The organism is Amycolatopsis ponsaeliensis (genome assembly GCF_030182635.1).
Taxonomy (GTDB): domain Bacteria; phylum Actinomycetota; class Actinomycetes; order Mycobacteriales; family Pseudonocardiaceae; genus Amycolatopsis; species Amycolatopsis ponsaeliensis.
In genome coordinates, this window is sequence record NZ_JAPZLD010000008.1 from 262,854 (window position 1) to 281,413 (window position 18,560).

Below are 18,560 nucleotides of genomic sequence, written 5' to 3' on the forward strand. Positions count from 1 at the left end.
AGACCCTAGGGAAGCCGCCTGGTCGTGTTCCAATAGATGTTGGCCAGGTGCTTCATAGAGAGGATCGATGATGCGGGATTTCGACCTCAACCTGGTGCGCACGTTCGTGCTGCTCTACGAGACTCGCAGCGTGACCGCCACGGCGGAATCCCTGCACGTCACGCAGCCGACGATCAGCTACAGCCTGCAGAAGCTGCGGCGCCGGTTCTCCGACGAGCTGTTCCGCCGCACGGGCGGCGGCCTGGTGCCGACGACGACCGCCCGCGCGCTCTACGAACCCCTGCACAGCGCGCTGTCCGGCATCGAGTCGGCGGTCAGCGGCGCGTGGTCGTTCTCGCCCGAGACGGCCCGGGCGGCGTTCACGCTGTGCCTGTCGGACCTGGGGGAGATCTCGCTGCTGCCGCGCCTGATGGCGGCGCTGCCCGCGCGGGCGCCCGGCGTGACGCTCACGGTCCGGCCGCTGGACGTCGACCGCGCGGCCGACCAGCTCGGCCGCGGCGAGATCGACGCGTTCATCGCGTCGCCGCTGATCAGCTCGCAACGCGTCGCGCGGGTCCCGTTGTTCTCCGAGGGCTACCTGGGGATGGTGTCCGGCGACCACCCCCGCCTGGGTTCGTCGGTCGAGTTCGAGCAGCTGGCGGCGGAGCGGCACGTGACGGTGTTCGGCCCGACCGGCCACGACGGCCCGCGCCGCGCGCTCGAGGCGTGCGGGCTGCTCGACCGGGTGGTCCTGGAGGTGACCCGGTTCGCGGCCCTGCCGTACCTGGTCCAGGACAGCGAACTGGTGGCGATGGTGCCGCGCCTGGTGGCGGAGATGTTCGCGGCCGAGCACCGCGTCCGGCTGTTCGAGCTGCCGATGGACGTCGAGCCGGCGCAGGTGTCGGTGTACACGCGCCACACGCACGCGCGCAGCCCGGCACAGCAGTGGCTTGTGACATTCATGCGCGAAGTGCTCAGCTGATTTAACACGCATTTTTCCTCGCGCCCATTTCGCGCCGAAAGATCTGGGCCGAACGTGTAGTGCTTCGTGCTGAACCGATCCCGCTCTGCCTAGTCTCGGTCACGGTCCTGACAACCGAGCTAGGGAGGAATCCGGTGAAGCTCGTCCGCCTGGTCAAGAAAGCGCTTCCCAAGAAGAGCCTGAAGGCTTACGCCTGGTACGGCTGGATCTGATCGTCGCGGCCGGTCCCGGACACCCCCCGGGGCCGGCCCGTTCCCGTCGAGGAGTGCCGAACGTGGTCATCGCCCCCGCCCAGCGCGCGGTCGTCTTCGCGCCCCGCCTGGAAGAACTGCTCCGTAACCACCGCGACGGCGGGCTCTTCCGGCTCGAACAAGACACCGTCGGGATCGCGGACCCGGAGCTGATGGACGCCGTCCTGCGCGCCCGCCCGGCCAACGCCGAGGAACGTCCGACGTTCAAGCCGGTACTGGGCCGCGAGGTCACCCGCGCCGAGTCCGCGAGCCTCATGCAGGCCCTGGGCGCGGACGTCCGGGCGGCGCTGAAGCGGCCCGCCGACTCCCCGGACCTGACCGGCGCATGGCCGGCCGTGCCGCACGACTACCTGCGCCGGTTCGTCTTCGGGCCGGAGCTGCGGCGGTTCCGCGTGCTCGTCGACCGGCGCCTGGAGCTGACCCCGAAGCTGACGTGGTCGGCCGTCACCGCCGGCGCCGCGCTGGTCCGCCCGCCTGCACCCGAAGTGCCGCTGTCCACCCTCGCGCGGCAGGTCGTGGCCGCCGGGACGCTGGCCGAGCGGCGGTTCCGGATGTACCTCTACCGCCGGGTCGCCGGGCCGATCTGCTTCACGGTCGCCGCGCTGGTGACCAACGCGGTGTGGCTGGGCGCGCCGTTCGACGACGACGTCCCGAACGAGTACGTCCTCAACGAGGCGCTGCGGCTGCTGCCGCCGTCGTGGAACGTCCTGCGCGTGCGCTCGCCGGAATTCACCGAGGTCGACACGCGCATCACGCCCGGCGACGACGTCCTGCTACTGCCGCTGCTGAGCCACCGCTCACCGAAGCTCTGGGAGGCGCCGGACGAGTTCCGGCCGCGGCGCTGGGCCGAGCTCGACGCCGACCGCCATCCCGGCTACCTGCCGTTCGGGCACGTCAGCGAGCGCTGCTGGGGACGCCACCTGGTGCTGCCGCTGGCGAGCCGCCTGCTCGACGTCGTCCGCGCCGAAGGTCTGGTGCCCGATCCGCGGCGCACCCGCGCGCGCGTCGAGCTGGACGGCCTGCTGGAGCTGGCCGACGTGAAGATCGTCAGCCCGCGTCGCAGCGGGCGCCGTTGAGCGTGAACGCCGTGGGCGCCGGGTTGCCGTGGTCGAAGGCGCCGTTCAAGCCGGTGCTGACGGTGGCGCCCGGAGCGAGGGTGGCGTTGTAGGACTCGGCGATCACCGTGACCCGGCTGCCGCTCTGGCTGTACTTGCCGTCCCAGCCGTGGGTGACCCGCTGGCCGGCGGTGAACGTCCAGGAGAGCGTCCACGGCGAGAGCGTCCCGCTGCCCTTGTTGGTGATGGCGACGCCCGCGGTGAAGCCGTCGTTCCACTGGTCCGTCACGGAAAAGCGCACGACGCACGTGGCGGTCTCGACGGGCGGCGCCTGGGTCCGCGGCGGTGGCGGGGCCGAGGACTCCGTCTGCCGCAGCACGGTCGGGATCGGCGTGGGGTTCGGTTTCACCGGGACCGGCGTGGTCGACCGCGGAGCCGTCGTCGCCGGCGCGAGCGAGTCCGGGGTGAGCGCCGCCTGCCGCCCCGGGGAGCTTTCGGACGTGACCGCGATGAGCACGAGGCTGCCGACCACTACGACGGCGCCGCCGACCGCGGAAACCCACCGGATCCGCCGTCCGGCCCGCTGCTGGGCCGCGGCCGCCTCCCGGGCCCGCTGCTCGAGGCGTTCCCGGTAGCCGTCGCCGGTGTCCTCGTCGCGAGCGGGCGTGGCCTCGGGCGGACCGCCGAGCGACCGCGGTGTCGCCCCGGTTTCGCGGAGCAGCTCGGCGACCGAGATCTCGTCGTCCTGCCGCCGACCGGCGCGCGCCATCCGGATCCTCCAGTTCTGCGGCCCGACCGGCGAATCCTAGGAATCCCGGGGTGGTCTTGTAAACCACGTGCACGCTGCGTGCACTCGCCGTGCATCTCGCGGCGCTTACCTGGACCGGTGGCCGGAACGCCCGGCCCGAGCCCAGGAGGTTCCGATGTCCGACCAGAAGATCATCGCCGTCGTCGGCGCGACCGGCCAGCAGGGCGGCGGGCTGGCCCGCGCGATCCTCGACGACCCGGAGCGGCGGTTCGCCCTGCGCGCGCTCACGCGCAACCCGGACTCGGCGGCCGCACAGGCGCTGGCCGCCCGCGGCGCCGAAGTCGTCGCCGCGGACCTCGACGACGAAGCGAGCCTCACGAAGGCCCTCGAAGGCGCGTACGGCGCCTACCTGGTCACCGCGTTCTGGGAGTACAACTCCGTCGAACGCGAGCAGCTGCAGGCCCGCGCGATGGCGGCGGCCGCGAAGGCCACGGGGCTGCGGCACGTGATCTGGTCGACCCTGCCGGACACGCGCCTGCACCTGCGCGACGACCGCGTGCCGACGCTGCACGAGCGGTACAAGGTCCCGCACTTCGACAGCAAGGCCGAGGCGGAGAAGTTCTTCGTCGAGGCGGGCGTGCCGACGACGTTCCTCTCCACGACGTTCTACTTCGAGGCGTTCGTCGACTTCTTCCGCCCGGTCCGCGACGACGACGGCGTCCTCGCCCTGCACCTGCCGATGGGCGACGCGCGGCTGCCGGGCATCGCGGCGGAGGACATCGGCCGGACCGCGTTCGGCGTCTTCGCGCAGGGCCCGTCGGCGGCGGGGGAGCGGATCAGCATCTCCGGTGAGAACCTGACCGGCGAGGAGTACGCGGCGGCGTTCGCCAAGGAGCTCGGCACCGACGTCGCGTACCGGCCGATGAGCGTCGAGGCGCTGCGGTCGTCGGGCTTCCCCGGCGCCGACGACCTCTCGAACATGTTCTTCTACTACGCCGAGCACGAAGACGTGTTCGCCGGCGCGCGCGACCCGGAGGCGGTGCGGGAGCTCAACCCCCGCCTGCAGGACTTCGCCACCTGGCTCGCCGGGCACCGGGAGGCCTTCCAAGGGCTGTGACGGAATACCGCTCCGCGGGTGCCGGTTGCGCTCTGCGTGACCGATGCGATGCGGTTCGAAGTCCTGGGCCCGATCCGGGCGTGGCGCGGCGACGCCGAGATCGAGCTGGGGCCACCCCAGCAGCGGGCGGCGCTGGCGGTGCTGCTCCTGCAGGAGGGCACGCCGCTGTCGCCGTCCCAGCTGGTCTCGGCGTTGTGGGGCGGCGCCGAGCCGAGGGCGGCGGTCGGCATGGTGCGCTCGTACGTGTCGCGCCTGCGGCACGCGGGGGTACCGATCGAGTCCACCGGCGGCGGCTACGCGATCCGGCCGGCATCCCTGGACGTCACGGAGTTCCAGCGCCTGCTGTCGTCGGCCGGCCCCGACTCGTTGCGAGCGGCGCTTCTTTTGTGGCACGGCACGCCTTTGACCGGAGTGAACGGCGACTACGCGGAGGCCGCCCGCGTCCGCCTCTCCGAGCTGCACGTGACGGCCCGCGAGGACCTGGCGGCGGCCGACATCGAGGCCGGCAGGCACGTCGAAGCGGTGACGGCTCTTGCCGGCTTGATCGCGGAGCAGCCGTTGCGCGAGCGGCCCCGCGAGCTGCAGATGCTGGCGCTGTACCGCTCGGGCCGCCAGGCCGAGGCCCTGGACGTCTATGCCCGGACGCAGCGGTTGCTGGAGTCCGAACTGGGCCTCTATCCTGGGCCTGAGCTGCAGGAGATGCAGCGCCGGATCCTGGCGGCGGACCCTTCGCTGGCACCGCTGTCCCGCCCGTCGCAGCTGCCCCCGGACCTCCCGGAGTTCGTCGGCCGGGTTTCGGAGACTTCGGCGCTCTCCGATGCTCTGACCAGGGCATCGGTGATCGGCATCGAGGGCTTGGCGGCGATCGGCAAGACGGCGTTGGCGGTCCACATCGGCCACATCCTGACCCCGAGCTTCCCGGACGGCCGCCTGTTCCTGGACATGGCCGAGTCGGCAGACCCGCTGTCGGAGTTGTTGCGCGGCATCGGCGTGACGGACCTCCCGCCATCGGTCAGCGAGCGAGCGGCGCTGTGGCGAACCCGCACGACGGGTCGTCACCTGCTGGTGATCCTGGACAACGCCCGCCCAGCGGACGACCTCCGCCCCCTGCTCCCGGGCGCGGGAGGCCCAGCGGTGATGATCACGGCCCGCCGGCGCAGGTACGACCTGGCCCAGGCCCACTGGACAAAACTGGGCGGCCTGGATCTCCCGGACTCGGTGGCCCTGCTCACCCAGCTCCTGGGCCCGGAGCGAGTCAGCCGCGAGCTCCCGGAGGCTCGGACATTGGCGTCCCGAACAGCGGGCCTACCCCAGGTGATCCAGGCAATCGGCGCCCGCTTGGCAGCCCGCCCGGCGTGGACGATGGCGGAGGCCCTGAAGCGAGTGGGCCGCCCGGCGCCGGGGTCACCGGCAACGCCCCCGGAGTGCCAGGCGATCGAGAAGCCGTACGAGTCGGCGCTGGCGGAGCTGACTCCCTTGCAGGCCCGGGCATTCGCGCTGTTATCGGCATTCCCGACGTTCTCGACGACAACGGCGTCGGAGGTCCTGGAGCTGGGGTGGGCGGACACGACGATCCTGCTGGAGTCCCTGGCGGACGCACACTTACTGGACCCGTCCGGCCCGGAGCGCTACAGCTACCAGGAGCCGGTCCGCATGTTCGCCCGAGGCCGCTTGGCTGAATCGATGCAGCAGGTTCGAAACTCGCCGATGATGCCAGAGGCAGTTCAGGAGCGGATCCAGACCCCCCTGAAGGAGGGTGCGGAGGAGCCGTATACTCTTTCTTCAGCAGGTCCGAGTGGCGGAATGGCAGACGCGCTAGCTTGAGGTGCTAGTGCCCTTAACGGGCGTGGGGGTTCAAGTCCCCCCTCGGACACAGTATTACCCCACGGATCGCGAAACGCGATCTTGAAGCGGGGCTGATCTTAGCCTAGCTCGAATCGATCTCCTCCAGTCGCCATCCGGCGCTGCCGCAGACGATGAACTGTCCCGAACCTCGTAGCGCTGTCGCGACGCGGTTGCTTCGTGTCCGAGCGGACTCCAGCGTGGCGTGGCCGTCACCGTCTTGAACGCCGAGCCGGACGTGGATCTCGTCGACGAGGCGGTCTTCGCGAATGTAGAGCGTCTTCGGCCGCGGCTGGCCCGCGCGTTGAGTGCTGGTGTGGCCATGGCGGCAGCGGTACGTCGGTCGCCCGTGGTTCCAGTGCGAGTCCAGTCGCCGGTTGCAAACGCCGCAGTGGATGAGCCCGGCGAGGGCGAACCGGCGAGTCTGACCGTCGCCGGCGGGGCGCGCCGCCCGGACTTGCTGCGCGGCGACAAAGTCCTGCTCCGTGATCAGCGCCGGATGGGCAGCCTTCGCCGACAGCGCGGGCGTTGAGGCTGGGCCTTCGGTGCCGGTGGCGCGGCGGTTCCAGGTCTGGCGACCGGTGTAGCGCGGATTCGCCAGGATGACGGCGACGGTGCGTAGGGTCCAGGCACTGCGGGTTCGATGCCGGTTGCGTTCTGGATCGGCGCTGGACGGACAGGGGATACCGCGCTCGTTGAGGTGCCGGGCGATGCTGGCGACGCTGTGCCCGGCGAGACGCTGGCGGAACATCCAGGCGACGTGGGGTGCGGTTCGGGAATCGGGGGCGAGGCGCTGGAGGCGTCTGCCCCAGCGTGCGTCGGCGGAGTTGGGGTGCGGGCCGGCGTCGACGAGCTGGTAGCCGTAGGGTGGTCGGCCGCCGAGGTAGCGGCCCTGTTGGGTGGCCTGGTTGTGCATCGCCGCTAGCACCCGATGGCGGGCACGGAGCACTTCGCGCTGTGACTGAGTGGCCAGCAGCGACATCAGCGCCCGATGGTCGCGGTTGCCGAGATCGACCGGACCTCCTGTTTCCGGCAGCCACAGCTGGACGCCGTGCCGGACGCACCAGGCGTACAGGGTGGCAAACTGGGAGCCGGTGAACGCGCGCTCGTACTCACCGACCACGATCGCATCGATTGTCTTGTCTGATTCGGCAATCTCAGCCATGAGCCGCGCGGCGTGCGGTCGTTGTGTCCATGGGACGCGGCGTGAGGTGCCGGCGTCGAAGTACGCGGCGACGATCTGACCATTGCCGGCGACGAGGCCGTTGGCCATGTCACGCTGCCAGCCTTGTGACGACACGCGGTCTTGATGGCGGGTAGTCGAGGTTCGGCCGTAGAAGGCGAACTGGAGTCCGTCGCTGTGGTCGGGTGGGGGAGAAGTGCGGGTGGGCTTGCCGGTGGCCATCCACTGCGCGAGCAGGTCTGCGGTCCCGGTTGGAGGCGGCGCCGGTTCTGCGAGTGGTCGATTCGGGATCACGATGACCGGATGCCTCTTCGGAGGACGTATGACGGTGAGTCCGGCAGCATTCGCTCATTCAGCGCAGTGAGTGCTCGCACGGGGGCGATCTATAACGTCCAGCGCCGGCAAGGGCCTCGTCGACGACCTGGCCCTGGTCACGACGAGTCACCTCGACCGCCAGTTCCTGGTGCAGTGTGGCCGTTGGCATCGTTTACTATGCTGGCGACTTCTGCGGCGAGCGCGACGTCCAGCCAGTGACCGACGCTAACGGGCGGTACCGGGCCACCCGACCCCGGTCCGGTCGGGCCACCACCGGGCCGACTGCGTGCCCGCCGACGGGACCCTCGCGCTGGCCAAAGCGAGTACTGCGGACGTCGTCGTGATCCAGCCTGCCGAGTTCACGTCGTTTACCGCCACCCAAGTCGCGGACGGCACCATCACAGCGAGCGGCACCCTGGGCTTTCCTCGCTTCACCCCCGTCGGACATCCCAGTCCGGATCGAGTACCTGACCGCGAGGTCGTCGTGCTGGACGACGGCTCCACGCACGTCGGAGTGGGCCGGAAGCGCTATCGGGTTCTCGGCCGCGGAACAGCTGGTCTACGGGTAGCGAACCCCCGTTCGACCGGACTCGTTGTGCAGGCCATCAATCATGGGGCGCGAGGCATCTAGCTCTCCAAGCAGTTGAGGGCCTCGGCTCAGCCGGGCAGGTGCGCTCCTCGTCCAGGAGTTCAGCAACCGCCAGCACAGTGTCGATCCGATGTGCTCCGAGCTCTGAAGTTACTCAGTGTCACCGATCTGCTTGGCGGCCGTAGGGCTCGCGGTCCGCTATCACCGTCGAGTGGAAGACAAGGCGTGTGTTCCGGTGGGCCGATTCGGCGAAAAGTTGAAACGATCCGGTCACGGCGGGCGCCCCGTACGTAACAGCGGAGCTCTGCTTGACGACAGCGCACACGCACCATGATCCAAAGGGGAATTGATGCGAATGAGAACTGTCGTCGTGATCATTGCTGCATTCGGCGGTCAAAGCCGTGTTCGTGGGGAAGCTTGATCCGGATTGCGTGACGGCCGCGAAGGGGCGTCGGACGGGGGAGACGGATGGAGGAACTCGCGGACCTGCCGCCATCGGATCCGACATTCCCGGCCAGGGTGGCCGCGCTGCTTCGCTCGCGGCCCATCGTCGAGGCGGTGCTGGCGGCCGGTCGGCAGGATTGGCCGGCTGATAGCTACGACGTCACGACCCTCGCGCTCGCCGCGATCGACCTGGTCATCGCGCGGCAGGGATTCGACGAGGAGGCGACCTACGACGATCTGGTCGGCGGCTTGACAATCCTCGCCCGCCGTGCAGCACCGGGGAGGTCTGGCGAGGAACACCGGCGGGTGGCCGAGTTCACGATCGGCGGGCTGCTGAACCGGCCTGCGCAGGAAGCGCCGTTCACCTACCGGATCAGCGACCACACCGATCGCGGCGGACACCGGCAGCGTCAGGTGCAGTTCCGGCTGCTGGTGGAACGGGAGGATCCGGTCCGCGGGGAAGTGGTGGTCAACGCGACCCGGGACGCGATCAACGCGCTGGTCGGCGGTCTCGAATTCGATGTCGAAGACGAGCAGATCGCCAACGAACTCATGCTGGAGCGCCAGCTCGCGAAGGGTGCGTTCGACGCTGCCGAGAAGGCGGCCGTGCGGGCTCGCCTGTTGTCAGTGTCGCTCGCGGAGGACCTGGCCCGGCTGATCAAGGACACGCGACGCGATCTGCGGTCGGTGCTCGACGAGTGGGCCGAGCAGGTACCCGAGCGGCTCGAACTGGCGCGGGACCACATCGCGGGCAGGTTGGAATCCGAACACCGGTTGCTGGCCAAGGTCAGGGAGTCACTTGAAGCGGAGGATGCGCAGGTGACCGCGGCCGCGGCACGGATCGCGCGGCTGCTCACCGAGTGCGCGCGCAGACACCAGGCGCTTCACGCCCGGGTGATCACGGCCCGCAGCGTGTTCCTCGACGAACAGGACAGGCAGGCGTTCCGTCCTCCGGCCCTCGGCTACCTGCCGGACCTGGCCGTCGAGGTACTGAACCCGTTGCTCGGACTTCCCACCGCCGTTGCGCTCGAGGTCACGGATCGGTGGTTGTCCGATATCACCGGCCCGCGACCACCGAAACTGCCGCGGCTCTATCGGCTGGTCGAAGACCTGTGGTCGGTGCGTGAGCCGGCCATGACTGATCCCGGCGCCGAGACCGACGAGATCGGCGACGCTGACCCGCCGACGATCGTGCCCGAAGTCGTCGAGGCCGCCGCAGCCGTCGTGGGCAACGTCGGCCTGCCCGCCCGCCTCTCCGCGTTGCTGGCCGAAGCACTCACGGCGCCGGGCGAAACAGCAGACCGGCAGGCTACGGCGGAGATCGTCGCACTGGCGGCGTTGTGGTGCTATGCACCGGAGGAAGCCGAGACCGGACGCCCGGAGTCGGCCGATCTCGCGGCGAGCATCTTCGGTCCGCGGGCCGCCGCCGATGCCGACGGGCTTCGCCTGGACCTGACCGGCTGGGACGGCGACGACCTCATCGTGGTGGCGCAGCCGGATGCCCTGCGCGATGCCGACCCGGCACCCGTGACCGAGCGAGGTGGACGACGATGACGCTCACCCAGGCCGACCACACCGATCTCGGGACCTTGCTGGCTTTCGCCTTACAGCCGAACCAGCGCCCCGGCCGCAGTCCCGAGTACCGCCGGGTGCTCGGCCGGTACCGGACAGAGCCGGACTTCCGCCTCGCCACGGACGCGGTTCTGCACGGCCTGGACACGCGGGTGCTGTCGGACGGTGACTTCGGGCTGGTGCTCGGCGTCAACCCGGAATCGCCGTTCGCGTTCCGGGTGGCCGATCTGCCGAACGCCGCCACGCGCGATGGCCGCCTGCTCGCCGGTCTCGTCCTGGTCGGCATCGCGGCCTATGCCTACCCCAGCCCGGCGGACCTGGACGAGGAGCGGGTCCGGCGCATCCCGGAAACCGAGTTCGAGCAGTGGCTGCGGGCCGCGTGTGACCGGCTTCGCGGGCGCGACGCGGCCGGTGAGCCGATCCCAGACGAAGGCTTGGACGAGGCGTGGCGTGCTTACCACGAGAAGCCGGCGCACCGGGTCGGCGAGCGCGGCCGTGGCGCCGGGCGGCTGTCACCGAAGTGCACGTTGTACTGGGTGCGCAACACCCTCGCCTGGCTCGCCGAGCAGGGCATGGCGCGGCCGGAAACCAGCGGCGGCGCTTGGGTCCTGACCGAGCGGTTCCGCATCCAGGTCAAGGACATGGCGAGCGAGCCCGCGTACACCGTCCTCGCCGCGATCGGGCGCGGCGAGCACTTGCGGCGGAACGAAGTAGCACCGGTGCCACTCGACGAGGAGGACGATTGACCTACCACCTCGCGGAACTCCGGTTGCATTCGGTCGGCGAGCGCTCGGCGAGGTTCACCGACCTCGCGCTCGACTTCACCGCGCCGGACGGCCCCGCGGTCACGCCAGCCGACAGTGTCGTGTGGCTGCGCAACGGCGGCGGCAAATCTTCCCTGCTCTCCCTGTTCTACGCACTCGTTCTGCCGAACGCCAACGACTTCCTCGGCCGCGTCGCCAAGCGCAGCCTCACCGACTACGTGGACACCGGCGACACGTCGCACACCATCGCGGTCTGGCACCCGGCGACCAGCGGAACGCTGGACGGCGCGGCGGAGCACGTGCTCGTCACCGGAGCGGTGTACGAGTGGGCGGATCTTCGCCGTCCTGCGGACGCGGACAAGGCCAGGGACAAGCTGAACATCTCATTTTACGCCTTCTACGCGGTGCCCGGAGTTCTGGAGCCCGGTCGTCTGCCTCTCTCCGACGAGTCCGGGACGCCACTCCGACAGAACGCCTTCCTCGCCGCTGTCCGGGAAGCGGCTGCCGCCCACCCTCAGGCTGCCGATCTGGTCATCACCAGCCGGCAGCACGAATGGACGACGGCGCTGGTCAACCGCAGTCTGGATCCGGAGCTGTTCCGCACGCAGAAGCAGATGAACCACGTCGAGGGCGGCGTCGAGGACATGTTCAAGTTCGCCTCGGCCCGGCAGTTCATCGATCTGCTCATCGAGCTCACCGCCGCGCCCGAAGACGCCGACAACGTGGCTCAACGCCTTTCGTCCATCGCTTCCTTGCTACAGACGAAACCGGCGAAGAAGGCGGAGCGGGAATTCTGCCTCGAATCCGTGACAGGCCTTGGGCGCCTGGAGGTTGTGCATGCCGAAGTCCTCGCGGCGCAGGACGCCCTCGGCAGGGCGGAAGATGCGGCTCATGCTCTCGCCGCAGCGTTCGTGGCGAGCAGGTCCGAGGCGCAGATCAAGACCGACGCACTCGGAGAACGCGCCGGTGAAGTGGACCGGCGGAGGAGCGTCGCCGATCAGCAGCAAGGCGTTGCTTATGACCTGCTCTATCTGTACCAGCTCCGTGGCGCGAGGTTCCGGGTCGAAGAGGCCGACCACGAGGAAGCTGCTTCACGAGACGCCGTCAATGCGGCCAACGAGACTGTGTCCGCTTGGGAAGTCGCCGGTCACCTCGCGGCGAAGCGGAAGCTCGAGACCGACCTCGACGCCAATGCCCGGGAAGCCGCCGAGGAACGGACCCGCACCGCACCGCAACGCCGGGAACACGACGACCACGCCGCTCGTCTGCGAACTCGCCTGCTGAGCCTCGCTGCCGAACACGCGGAGGCGGCCGGTCAAGCCCGCGACGATCAAAGAGAAGCCGAACAGAGCGCCCGACAGCACAATGCCGAAGCCGAACGCTTCCGCGTCGAAGCGCGGAAAGCCGATCAGGAAGCCGCCGGCGCACAGGCCAAGCTCGACACACTCGCCGCGGACATCGAAGCGGCCGTCCTGGCCGGTGCGCTGCCGGACGCCGCGACGGACCCGAGTGCTCACGACGCGGCCTTGGCCGATCGGTGGGAGGCCCAGGAAACCACCCTCGCGGACGTCCGGGCCAGGCGGCAGGAACGCCCGGTGGCCCGGCAGAGGCTGGCCGATCGGCGAACGGAGCTCTCGGGCGAGATCGCCAAGCTCGACGCCGACCGTGGACGAGCGGCTGCCGAGCGTAGTGCACTCGCGGATCGATCGGCGGCGCTGTCCGGCGACCAGCGGGTCCTCGACCTCACCGAGGCAAGTGGCGATGTCCCAGCCGACATCTGGGCCGAAGCGGACACCTTGACAAGGCGCCTCACCGACGAGATCGTCGGCGCGGACCTGGCTCTGGTCCGCCATGAAGCCGAGCGAATGGAAGATCGCCGGGCCACGGAAACCCAGGCCCGCACGGGGCTCCTGCCCACCACGCTGGACGCTGATCGCGTGCGGACGATCCTGTCCGGTCAGGGCATCGCCTCAGAGACCGGCTGGACGCACCTGCTGTCCGTGGTGGCCGACGCCCGCCTGAGCGAGCTGCTGGGCGACCCCGATCTCGTGCGTGTCGGTCTCGGTGTCGTCGTCGCGACCGAGCAGGCGGAGGATGCTGCCCTCACCCTGCTGGAAGCCGATGCGTCGACAACCGCGCTCGTCGGCCTGTACACCGCTGCCGACGCGTCGCGGGTTGCCCGGGCGACCGGTTCGCCCGTCCCGGCGGTCACCCCTGTGTGGACGGGCCTGCACCGCGGTCTCGTGGACACGGCTGTCGCCGAGGCGGCGATCAACCGCATTCACGCACGCATCACCGACCACGAGCGCGAACGTACGGCGCTGATGACGGATCGTGACCGCGACCGGACGCTGCTTGCGGACCTGACGCAGTTCCTCGCGGACTGCCCGGCCGGCCACCTTGATGCGTTGGAGCGGCGGATCGCCGATCTCGATCGCACGCTAGGTGAACTGGGCGAGTCGGTGTCGGCGGTCCTTGCGGAACTCGAAGCGCTCGAGGTCGCCGAACGTGCGGATGCCCAGCTGGAGACGGACACGACCGCCGCGCTCTCCGAGATTGCCCAGCGGCGCGCGCAGCTCGCCACCCTGATACCCAAGGTGGCTGCCGCCGGCACCTGGCGTGAGGCCCTGGAAGAGGCCAACGGCAGATCGAGCCAGGCCATGGAACAAGCCGATCACCACGAGACCGAACGGGAGGCGGCCTCGGCGCGCGCCGTGACCGCAGCTGCGGCGGCCAACAGCGAGAACCTGGCCGCCGAGCAGCGCACAGCCGAGGCGGAATCGGTCAGGTTCCTCGACGCGGTGCTCGAGGTCCAGGACGACGAGACTGTGTTGCTGGATTCCCTGCGCGCGACGTACGAGGACGCCGAGCGTGCCTGGGCGGTGCAGGCGGCGCAATCCGTCCTCGCCGAGCGCGAACGCGTGATCCGAGGCCAGCTCGCCGACGTGAACGCCGCACTCGCCCAGGCAGACGGGAGCGTCGTCGAGCAGGCCGATTCCCTGCTTCTGACCAGACGTGGCCAGACAGCCGCGGACCGTGCCTCAGCGCTGGCGGACGCCCGCCAGAAGGGAAGCGATGCGCTGACAGCACTCGGGCGAGCCGAAGCCGAGGCGAAGAACCGGAAATCGGAACTGAAGGCCATCACACAGCGCCGTCTCGAACCGCCGAGACGGGCTTTGCCGACCGAACCGGATGATGCGGAGCACGCCGATTCCCTCGCGGCCGAGCAGGAACGGATCGGGCAGGCCGCCGTCGAACGGCGGATTGCCGCTGAAAAGGAGCTTGCCGCCATCCGGGAGCAGCAGAACGGGCTCAAAGAACGCGCAAACACGTTCCTCCTGCTAGCCGATGGCCTGCCGGAGGCGGGCGAACGCATCGCGCTGGCCTTCGATGGGGACGAAGACGCGGCACGTGCACGAAAAGCGGCCGTGGCGAAGGACGTGCTGGACACCCGGGAACGGCACAACGTCAAGGTTGGTGCCCGCACCAGGGCGGTCGGTGATCTCCGGGCGATCGGCAGCCGCTTCCAGACCGTCGCCACACCCGCCAAGGACCGCTTGGTGCACGACCCGGAGGAGGTCGTTGCCGAGCAGGCAGGCGCGTTGATCAGGCAGTTGCGGCTGCGCGCGGAGATGATCGAGGGCGAGCTGGCCGGCATCGCCAAGGATCAGGCGATCATCGTCGACTCACTCACCCACCTGGTGTCGAGCACTCTGGAAACGCTGCGCAAGGCCGAGCGGTACTCCCGTGTCACCACTCACCTGGGCGGCTGGTCCGGCAAACAGGTCTTGCGGATCGGCTTCACAGTGCCGGCGAGTGAAGCGGACCTGCGCACCTACGTCGACCGCGTCATCGAGCGGCGGATCGAGGCCAAGGTCAAGGCCGAGGGCCTGCCGCTGCTGAAGGACGCAGTCCACGAAGCCGCGGGCCCGGCCGGATTCCGGGTGAAGGTCCTGAAGCCGACGCTCGATGTGGTATCCACCACCGAGGACATCACCCGCCTCGGCAAGTGGTCCGGTGGCGAGAAACTGACAGTGTGCGTCGCGTTGTACTGCACCATAGCCGCGCTCCGCGCAGCCAACGCCGGACGTCGTGACCGATCCGGCGGCGTCCTGCTGCTGGACAATCCCATCGGCCGCGCCTCACACGGCAGCCTCGTCACCCTGCAGCGGGCGGTTGCTGCGGCCCATCGGGTGCAGCTGGTCTACACGACCGGGGTCAAAGACCCCGATGCGGTGTCCCGTTTCCCCACGGTGATCCGGCTGGACAACCGGCCGGGACGGACCCGGAACCGCCGTTACATCGTCGGGGAAGAGAACGGCGATGCCGACACCCGGTCAGTGGAAGGCGTGCGAGTGGCCCACACGGAGCGACCGCCTGAGGCAGCCCGATGACGGTCGCATTGCCCGGCTTGCTCGCCACCTGGATTGCCGGGCAGACACAACAGCGGATCGAGATGTCCGACCTGATGCGCGCAGCGACTACCAGCTGTCCTTCGCTGGTCGGGGATCCCGCCGCACGCCACAAGATTGCCGACGCGGTGCAGCAGTTGACCGACAACGGATTGATCGTGGTACCGAAAACGGCGGCTGGCTGGGACGACCGCGCCCGCCCGACCCTGCCGCGCTGGGTGCGAAAGCCAACCGCCGCAACCAAACCCCAACCAGCCGGCACCGAACGAGTGTGGCCGGAGGCCCTGGCCGCCGCGGCTGCGGTTGCCCAGCGACCTGACGAGTTCGACATACTTGACCGGGTTGCGAACTGGCTGCGGGAGAACCCGCATCCCGAACGTGTGCCGATCGAAGAACGCTCGCTGGAGCTGCTCGACGACGAGAAGATGCTGGGTTCCCTGCTGCCGAACCGGCTTTTCACGTCGGGAGCGCTCACCCTGGACCTGCTGGCCTGCTTCCCGCCACCGTTGCTGTTCCCGTCCCAGTTCGTTCCGGGCGTCGGACCTGTCCGGCTGCTGGTTGCCGAGAACAACGCGACATTCCAGTCTCTGCTCACCATCGCCCGCAGCCTGGACCCGGCGAGCCGACCGGCCCTGCACCTCGGCTGGGGAAGCGGAAACCAGATCCCGGTCGGGATCGCCGCGGTCGAGCTGTTGCAACCGCAGCCACACGAGCTGTACTACTTCGGCGATCTCGACGTCGCCGGGCTCAGAGCAGCTTGTGGCGCGGCGGCGACCGCGGCGCGCTTGGGATTGCCCCCAGTGCGCCCGGCCGAGTCGCTCTACCGCCGGCTGCTCGATCACGGCACCGCCCGGCCGGACAAATCCAGCCGCGGGTCGATCGATGTCTCCGCACTGACCGCCTGGCTCCCTGAAGACATGCACGAGGCCGTAACGGACTTGCTCCACCAGCGCGCGCGGATCCCCCAGGAAACGGTCGGACTGAACGAACTCCGCGCGAATCCCGACTTGCTGAAAACTGCCGTCCGATTCACCTGACCCGGTCTCCGGCGACTCGCTGATCAAGTATGTTGAGCCGATGCTGAGCCCGGTGACGCAGAACGCCTTGTTGGAGACGATGCTCTTGACCCTCGCGGGCGCCGACATCGACGTTGAGCCTGCGAGGATCGCGTTCGAGACGACCCGGGGAGACTTCGCCGCCCGGTTCGCCACTGCGATCGAGGCGCAGCTTGCTGCGGTGGCCAAGCCCGAGGTGGTCATCGACATCCCCGAGCACCCCGAGGAGCTGTCCAAGGCCGAGCTGGCCGAGCTGGTCCGCCCGGCTGCCACAGGGTTCCTGCGGTCGTACCCCACCAAGGGCGAACTGCTCGACGAGCTCGAGCGGATCAAACGCCGGCACGAGCACCGGCCGTCATGGATTCCCACGATCGACCGCGACGGCCGTCCCATGCCCTCGACCGGCGCCGAGGTCGAGCCGCCATCGGTCTCGTTGACGATCGCCAGCTTCCCCGAGCTCGGTGACGTCTCCATCCAGCTGCCCACCGACGGCGAAGATCGGCCCGATGTTCCGGTGCTCGCCGGTGGAATCGGCGAGCTCGAAATGGTGCTGCATGCTGCCCTGGGCACGGTTGGCGCCGAGGGAGTACTCGGTGAGCTGCATCTTGACGCGGCAGCCAACGAAGCGCTCGTTCCCGATGAGACGTGCTGGTGGCCCCGGCAGCGAACCGGGCCCGTGCCGGCAACACACGATCCGGGGATCGCCAGTGAGCTGCTGGCCACGTGCGTGACCCTCGGCGGTGTCCGGGTGATTGACGACTCGCCCGAGGTGACAGCGCAAGCCCTCGCGGTGGCCGGGGACTGGCGGTTCAGCCGACGGTGGCGGCTCGACGCGTGGGATCCGACTTCGGACGCAGGAGTGCTGGTCACTGCCCGAGCCGCCCTCGCGGGCTGGGCGCACGATAGCGGCAGCGGCTTGATTCTCTACGTTTCCGGTGGCGCGTTCCACGCTCACGAAGGCCTGTCGGGATATCCGGGTCCACTCCACAGCCATCTGCTGTGCGTCACCCGGTCCCGAGCGGGGACGGATGTGATCGACGCTGTGCGCACCGGGTGACGCTTTCCTGCCCAGGGCCGGACTGGTGCCATCGCGGAGGCTGCGCCGAAACGGTCGAGCCCGAGCTCGACTCTCTGTTGTCGCCGTTGATCGAAGCCGGCCAGACGTCCGGCGCCTTGATCGACCAGGGTGAAGTTGCCGAGGCGTATCTGCAGCTGTATGCGGCGACAGGGTTCGCCGAGTACGCGGACTCGGTCCTCGACGTCGTGGGCTCGACGCTGTCCGGCGCGGGCTGGGTCGAGCTGGAGCGATCGACGTGGGACGGCGGTTTGGAGGATCTGCTTCTGCGTCGGGCCGAGCAGTGCGTGCGGGTGGAGTACGACCCGGTCACCCGGCGGGTGCGGCTGGGAGACGGGAAACCCTGGCTGGAATCCAGCCTGGATCTCCTCGTCGAGGACGGGGTGCTCACCGGAACCGAAGGGGCGGAGGAAATCGATACCGGTGACGAGGCGGTAGAGCGTTGGGGTACTGATCTCCTGGCCGCGGCCCAGGACCTTTTGCGCGGCGCGATCGAATCGGTGCCTCAGCAAGCCGAAGCCACGATACTCGGCCTCCACCCGCACGCGGACGGAGACCTGCGTGGTCCTGAGTCGATGACGCTCGCGACCGAACAGGTCTCTGCCCTGCTGGGGAGGGTGGGTTTGCTCGGCTCTGTGAGCTGACTCGACGTTCGGCGCCGGCGCGCAGCTGTCGCAGGCCCGGGCGCGGCACTGTACGCGGAGGGGGATGGGGCGGTGAACGAGTACGGTCCGACGGAGGCCGCGGCCGCGGTGACCGTGTCATCGGGAGGCGAGGCCGGGGATCCCCGCCCCCAGGGCAGGACGCATGCGCACCGAGGACCCGTGCCAGTTATGCGGAACACCAAGGGCGGACATTGTGTACGTGCTGGCACCCGTCGAGCAGGTCAGCACGATGGTGGAGATGTACGGCGGTGCCGTGTGCTCGCTGCGCTGTGGGCGGCTGACCGCCGCAGTTTGCCCGCACTGCACCGCTGCCGGCTCGCCGATCGCTGTCTACGCCGTCCCGCGGCGCGACCGCGTCGACTTGGTCGGCTGCGACCTGGACAACGATGATGAGTACGACGTCGCTGGTCTTGACCCTATCTGCGTGGTGACGACCGTCACAGCCCATGGCCAACCCGGACAATGCGATCCGCCGCCGCGCTGTCTGTTGGTCCGTAGCTGATTCCTGTGAC

General features: G+C 69.4%; 14 protein-coding genes and 1 tRNA gene. 13 read left to right on the forward strand and 2 right to left on the reverse strand.

Annotated features, from left to right (window positions below; translation table 11 throughout):
- Positions 1-67: 67 nt before the first annotated feature.
- The 3 genes from QQ657_RS14985 to QQ657_RS14990 all read left to right on the forward strand — a co-directional run bounded on the left by QQ657_RS14985 (position 68) and on the right by QQ657_RS14990 (position 2,288).
- Positions 68-961, forward strand: coding sequence for a LysR family transcriptional regulator (locus QQ657_RS14985; protein WP_284742732.1), 894 nt, complete (start codon positions 68-70; stop codon positions 959-961).
- Positions 962-1,095: 134 nt separating this feature from the next.
- Positions 1,096-1,173: a tryptorubin family RiPP precursor gene (locus QQ657_RS56720; protein ID WP_225440239.1), complete on the forward strand. Its 78-nt coding sequence runs from the start codon at positions 1,096-1,098 to the stop codon at positions 1,171-1,173.
- A 62-nt stretch (positions 1,174-1,235) separates the two neighbouring features.
- Positions 1,236-2,288: a cytochrome P450 gene (locus QQ657_RS14990; protein WP_284742733.1), complete on the forward strand. Its 1,053-nt coding sequence runs from the start codon at positions 1,236-1,238 to the stop codon at positions 2,286-2,288.
- Here QQ657_RS14990 and QQ657_RS14995 read toward each other — a convergent pair.
- The gene (locus QQ657_RS14995; protein ID WP_284742734.1) at positions 2,260-3,036 is read right to left on the reverse strand and encodes a cellulose-binding domain-containing protein; all 777 of its coding nucleotides are present in this window, start codon (positions 3,034-3,036) and stop codon (positions 2,260-2,262) included. The genes QQ657_RS14990 and QQ657_RS14995 overlap by 29 nt on opposite strands.
- 154 nt (positions 3,037-3,190) lie before the next feature.
- Between QQ657_RS14995 and QQ657_RS15000 the strand changes: the two genes are divergently transcribed.
- The 3 genes from QQ657_RS15000 (at position 3,191) to QQ657_RS15010 (ending at position 6,005) form a co-directional block, all read left to right on the forward strand.
- Positions 3,191-4,132 (forward strand): NmrA/HSCARG family protein, encoded by a 942-nt coding sequence (locus tag QQ657_RS15000; protein WP_284742735.1) that lies wholly within the window; start codon positions 3,191-3,193, stop codon positions 4,130-4,132.
- A gap of 18 nt (positions 4,133-4,150) precedes the next feature.
- A complete protein-coding gene (locus tag QQ657_RS15005) occupies positions 4,151-5,956 on the forward strand; it encodes an AfsR/SARP family transcriptional regulator (protein WP_284742736.1) in 1,806 nt (601 codons plus the stop codon).
- Positions 5,922-6,005 (forward strand) — tRNA-Leu (locus QQ657_RS15010). The genes QQ657_RS15005 and QQ657_RS15010 overlap by 35 nt, the downstream gene beginning before the upstream one ends.
- Before the next feature lie 54 nt (positions 6,006-6,059).
- Here the strand turns inward: QQ657_RS15010 and QQ657_RS15015 are convergent.
- Positions 6,060-7,379: a recombinase family protein gene (locus QQ657_RS15015; RefSeq protein ID WP_284742737.1), complete on the reverse strand. Its 1,320-nt coding sequence runs from the start codon at positions 7,377-7,379 to the stop codon at positions 6,060-6,062.
- A 1,150-nt stretch (positions 7,380-8,529) separates the two neighbouring features.
- Here QQ657_RS15015 and QQ657_RS15020 point away from each other — a divergent pair.
- From QQ657_RS15020 to QQ657_RS15050, 7 genes are all read left to right on the forward strand, one after another.
- Positions 8,530-10,059 (forward strand): hypothetical protein, encoded by a 1,530-nt coding sequence (locus QQ657_RS15020; RefSeq protein ID WP_284742738.1) that lies wholly within the window; start codon positions 8,530-8,532, stop codon positions 10,057-10,059.
- Positions 10,056-10,823, forward strand: a complete 768-nt coding sequence (locus tag QQ657_RS15025) for a hypothetical protein (RefSeq protein ID WP_284742739.1) — start codon at positions 10,056-10,058, stop codon at positions 10,821-10,823. Before QQ657_RS15020 ends, QQ657_RS15025 begins: the two co-directional genes overlap by 4 nt.
- The gene (locus QQ657_RS15030) at positions 10,820-15,235 is read left to right on the forward strand and encodes a coiled-coil domain-containing protein (RefSeq protein WP_284742740.1); all 4,416 of its coding nucleotides are present in this window, start codon (positions 10,820-10,822) and stop codon (positions 15,233-15,235) included. The genes QQ657_RS15025 and QQ657_RS15030 overlap by 4 nt, the downstream gene beginning before the upstream one ends.
- On the forward strand, positions 15,232-16,290 hold the full coding sequence (locus tag QQ657_RS15035; protein ID WP_284742741.1) for a hypothetical protein: 1,059 nt from the start codon (positions 15,232-15,234) through the stop codon (positions 16,288-16,290). Before QQ657_RS15030 ends, QQ657_RS15035 begins: the two co-directional genes overlap by 4 nt.
- Before the next feature lie 40 nt (positions 16,291-16,330).
- On the forward strand, positions 16,331-17,365 hold the full coding sequence (locus QQ657_RS15040) for a hypothetical protein (RefSeq protein ID WP_284742742.1): 1,035 nt from the start codon (positions 16,331-16,333) through the stop codon (positions 17,363-17,365).
- A gap of 86 nt (positions 17,366-17,451) precedes the next feature.
- Positions 17,452-18,027, forward strand: a complete 576-nt coding sequence (locus QQ657_RS15045) for a hypothetical protein (RefSeq protein ID WP_284742743.1) — start codon at positions 17,452-17,454, stop codon at positions 18,025-18,027.
- 220 nt (positions 18,028-18,247) lie between these two features.
- Positions 18,248-18,550 (forward strand): hypothetical protein, encoded by a 303-nt coding sequence (locus QQ657_RS15050; RefSeq protein ID WP_284742744.1) that lies wholly within the window; start codon positions 18,248-18,250, stop codon positions 18,548-18,550.
- The last annotated feature ends 10 nt before the right edge of the window (positions 18,551-18,560 follow it).

Excerpts from the sequence above, each read along its gene's own strand:
- QQ657_RS14985 (WP_284742732.1), top strand. The coding sequence starts at position 68 with ATGATGCGGGATTTCGACCTCAACCTGGTGCGCACGTTCGTGCTGCTC.
- QQ657_RS14995 (WP_284742734.1), bottom strand. The coding sequence starts at position 3,036 with ATGGCGCGCGCCGGTCGGCGGCAGGACGACGAGATCTCGGTCGCCGAG.
- QQ657_RS15000 (WP_284742735.1), top strand. The coding sequence starts at position 3,191 with ATGTCCGACCAGAAGATCATCGCCGTCGTCGGCGCGACCGGCCAGCAG.
- QQ657_RS15015 (WP_284742737.1), bottom strand. The coding sequence starts at position 7,379 with ATGGCCACCGGCAAGCCCACCCGCACTTCTCCCCCACCCGACCACAGC.
- QQ657_RS15020 (WP_284742738.1), top strand. The coding sequence starts at position 8,530 with ATGGAGGAACTCGCGGACCTGCCGCCATCGGATCCGACATTCCCGGCC.
- QQ657_RS15025 (WP_284742739.1), top strand. The coding sequence starts at position 10,056 with ATGACGCTCACCCAGGCCGACCACACCGATCTCGGGACCTTGCTGGCT.
- QQ657_RS15035 (WP_284742741.1), top strand. The coding sequence starts at position 15,232 with ATGACGGTCGCATTGCCCGGCTTGCTCGCCACCTGGATTGCCGGGCAG.
- QQ657_RS15040 (WP_284742742.1), top strand. The coding sequence starts at position 16,331 with ATGCTGAGCCCGGTGACGCAGAACGCCTTGTTGGAGACGATGCTCTTG.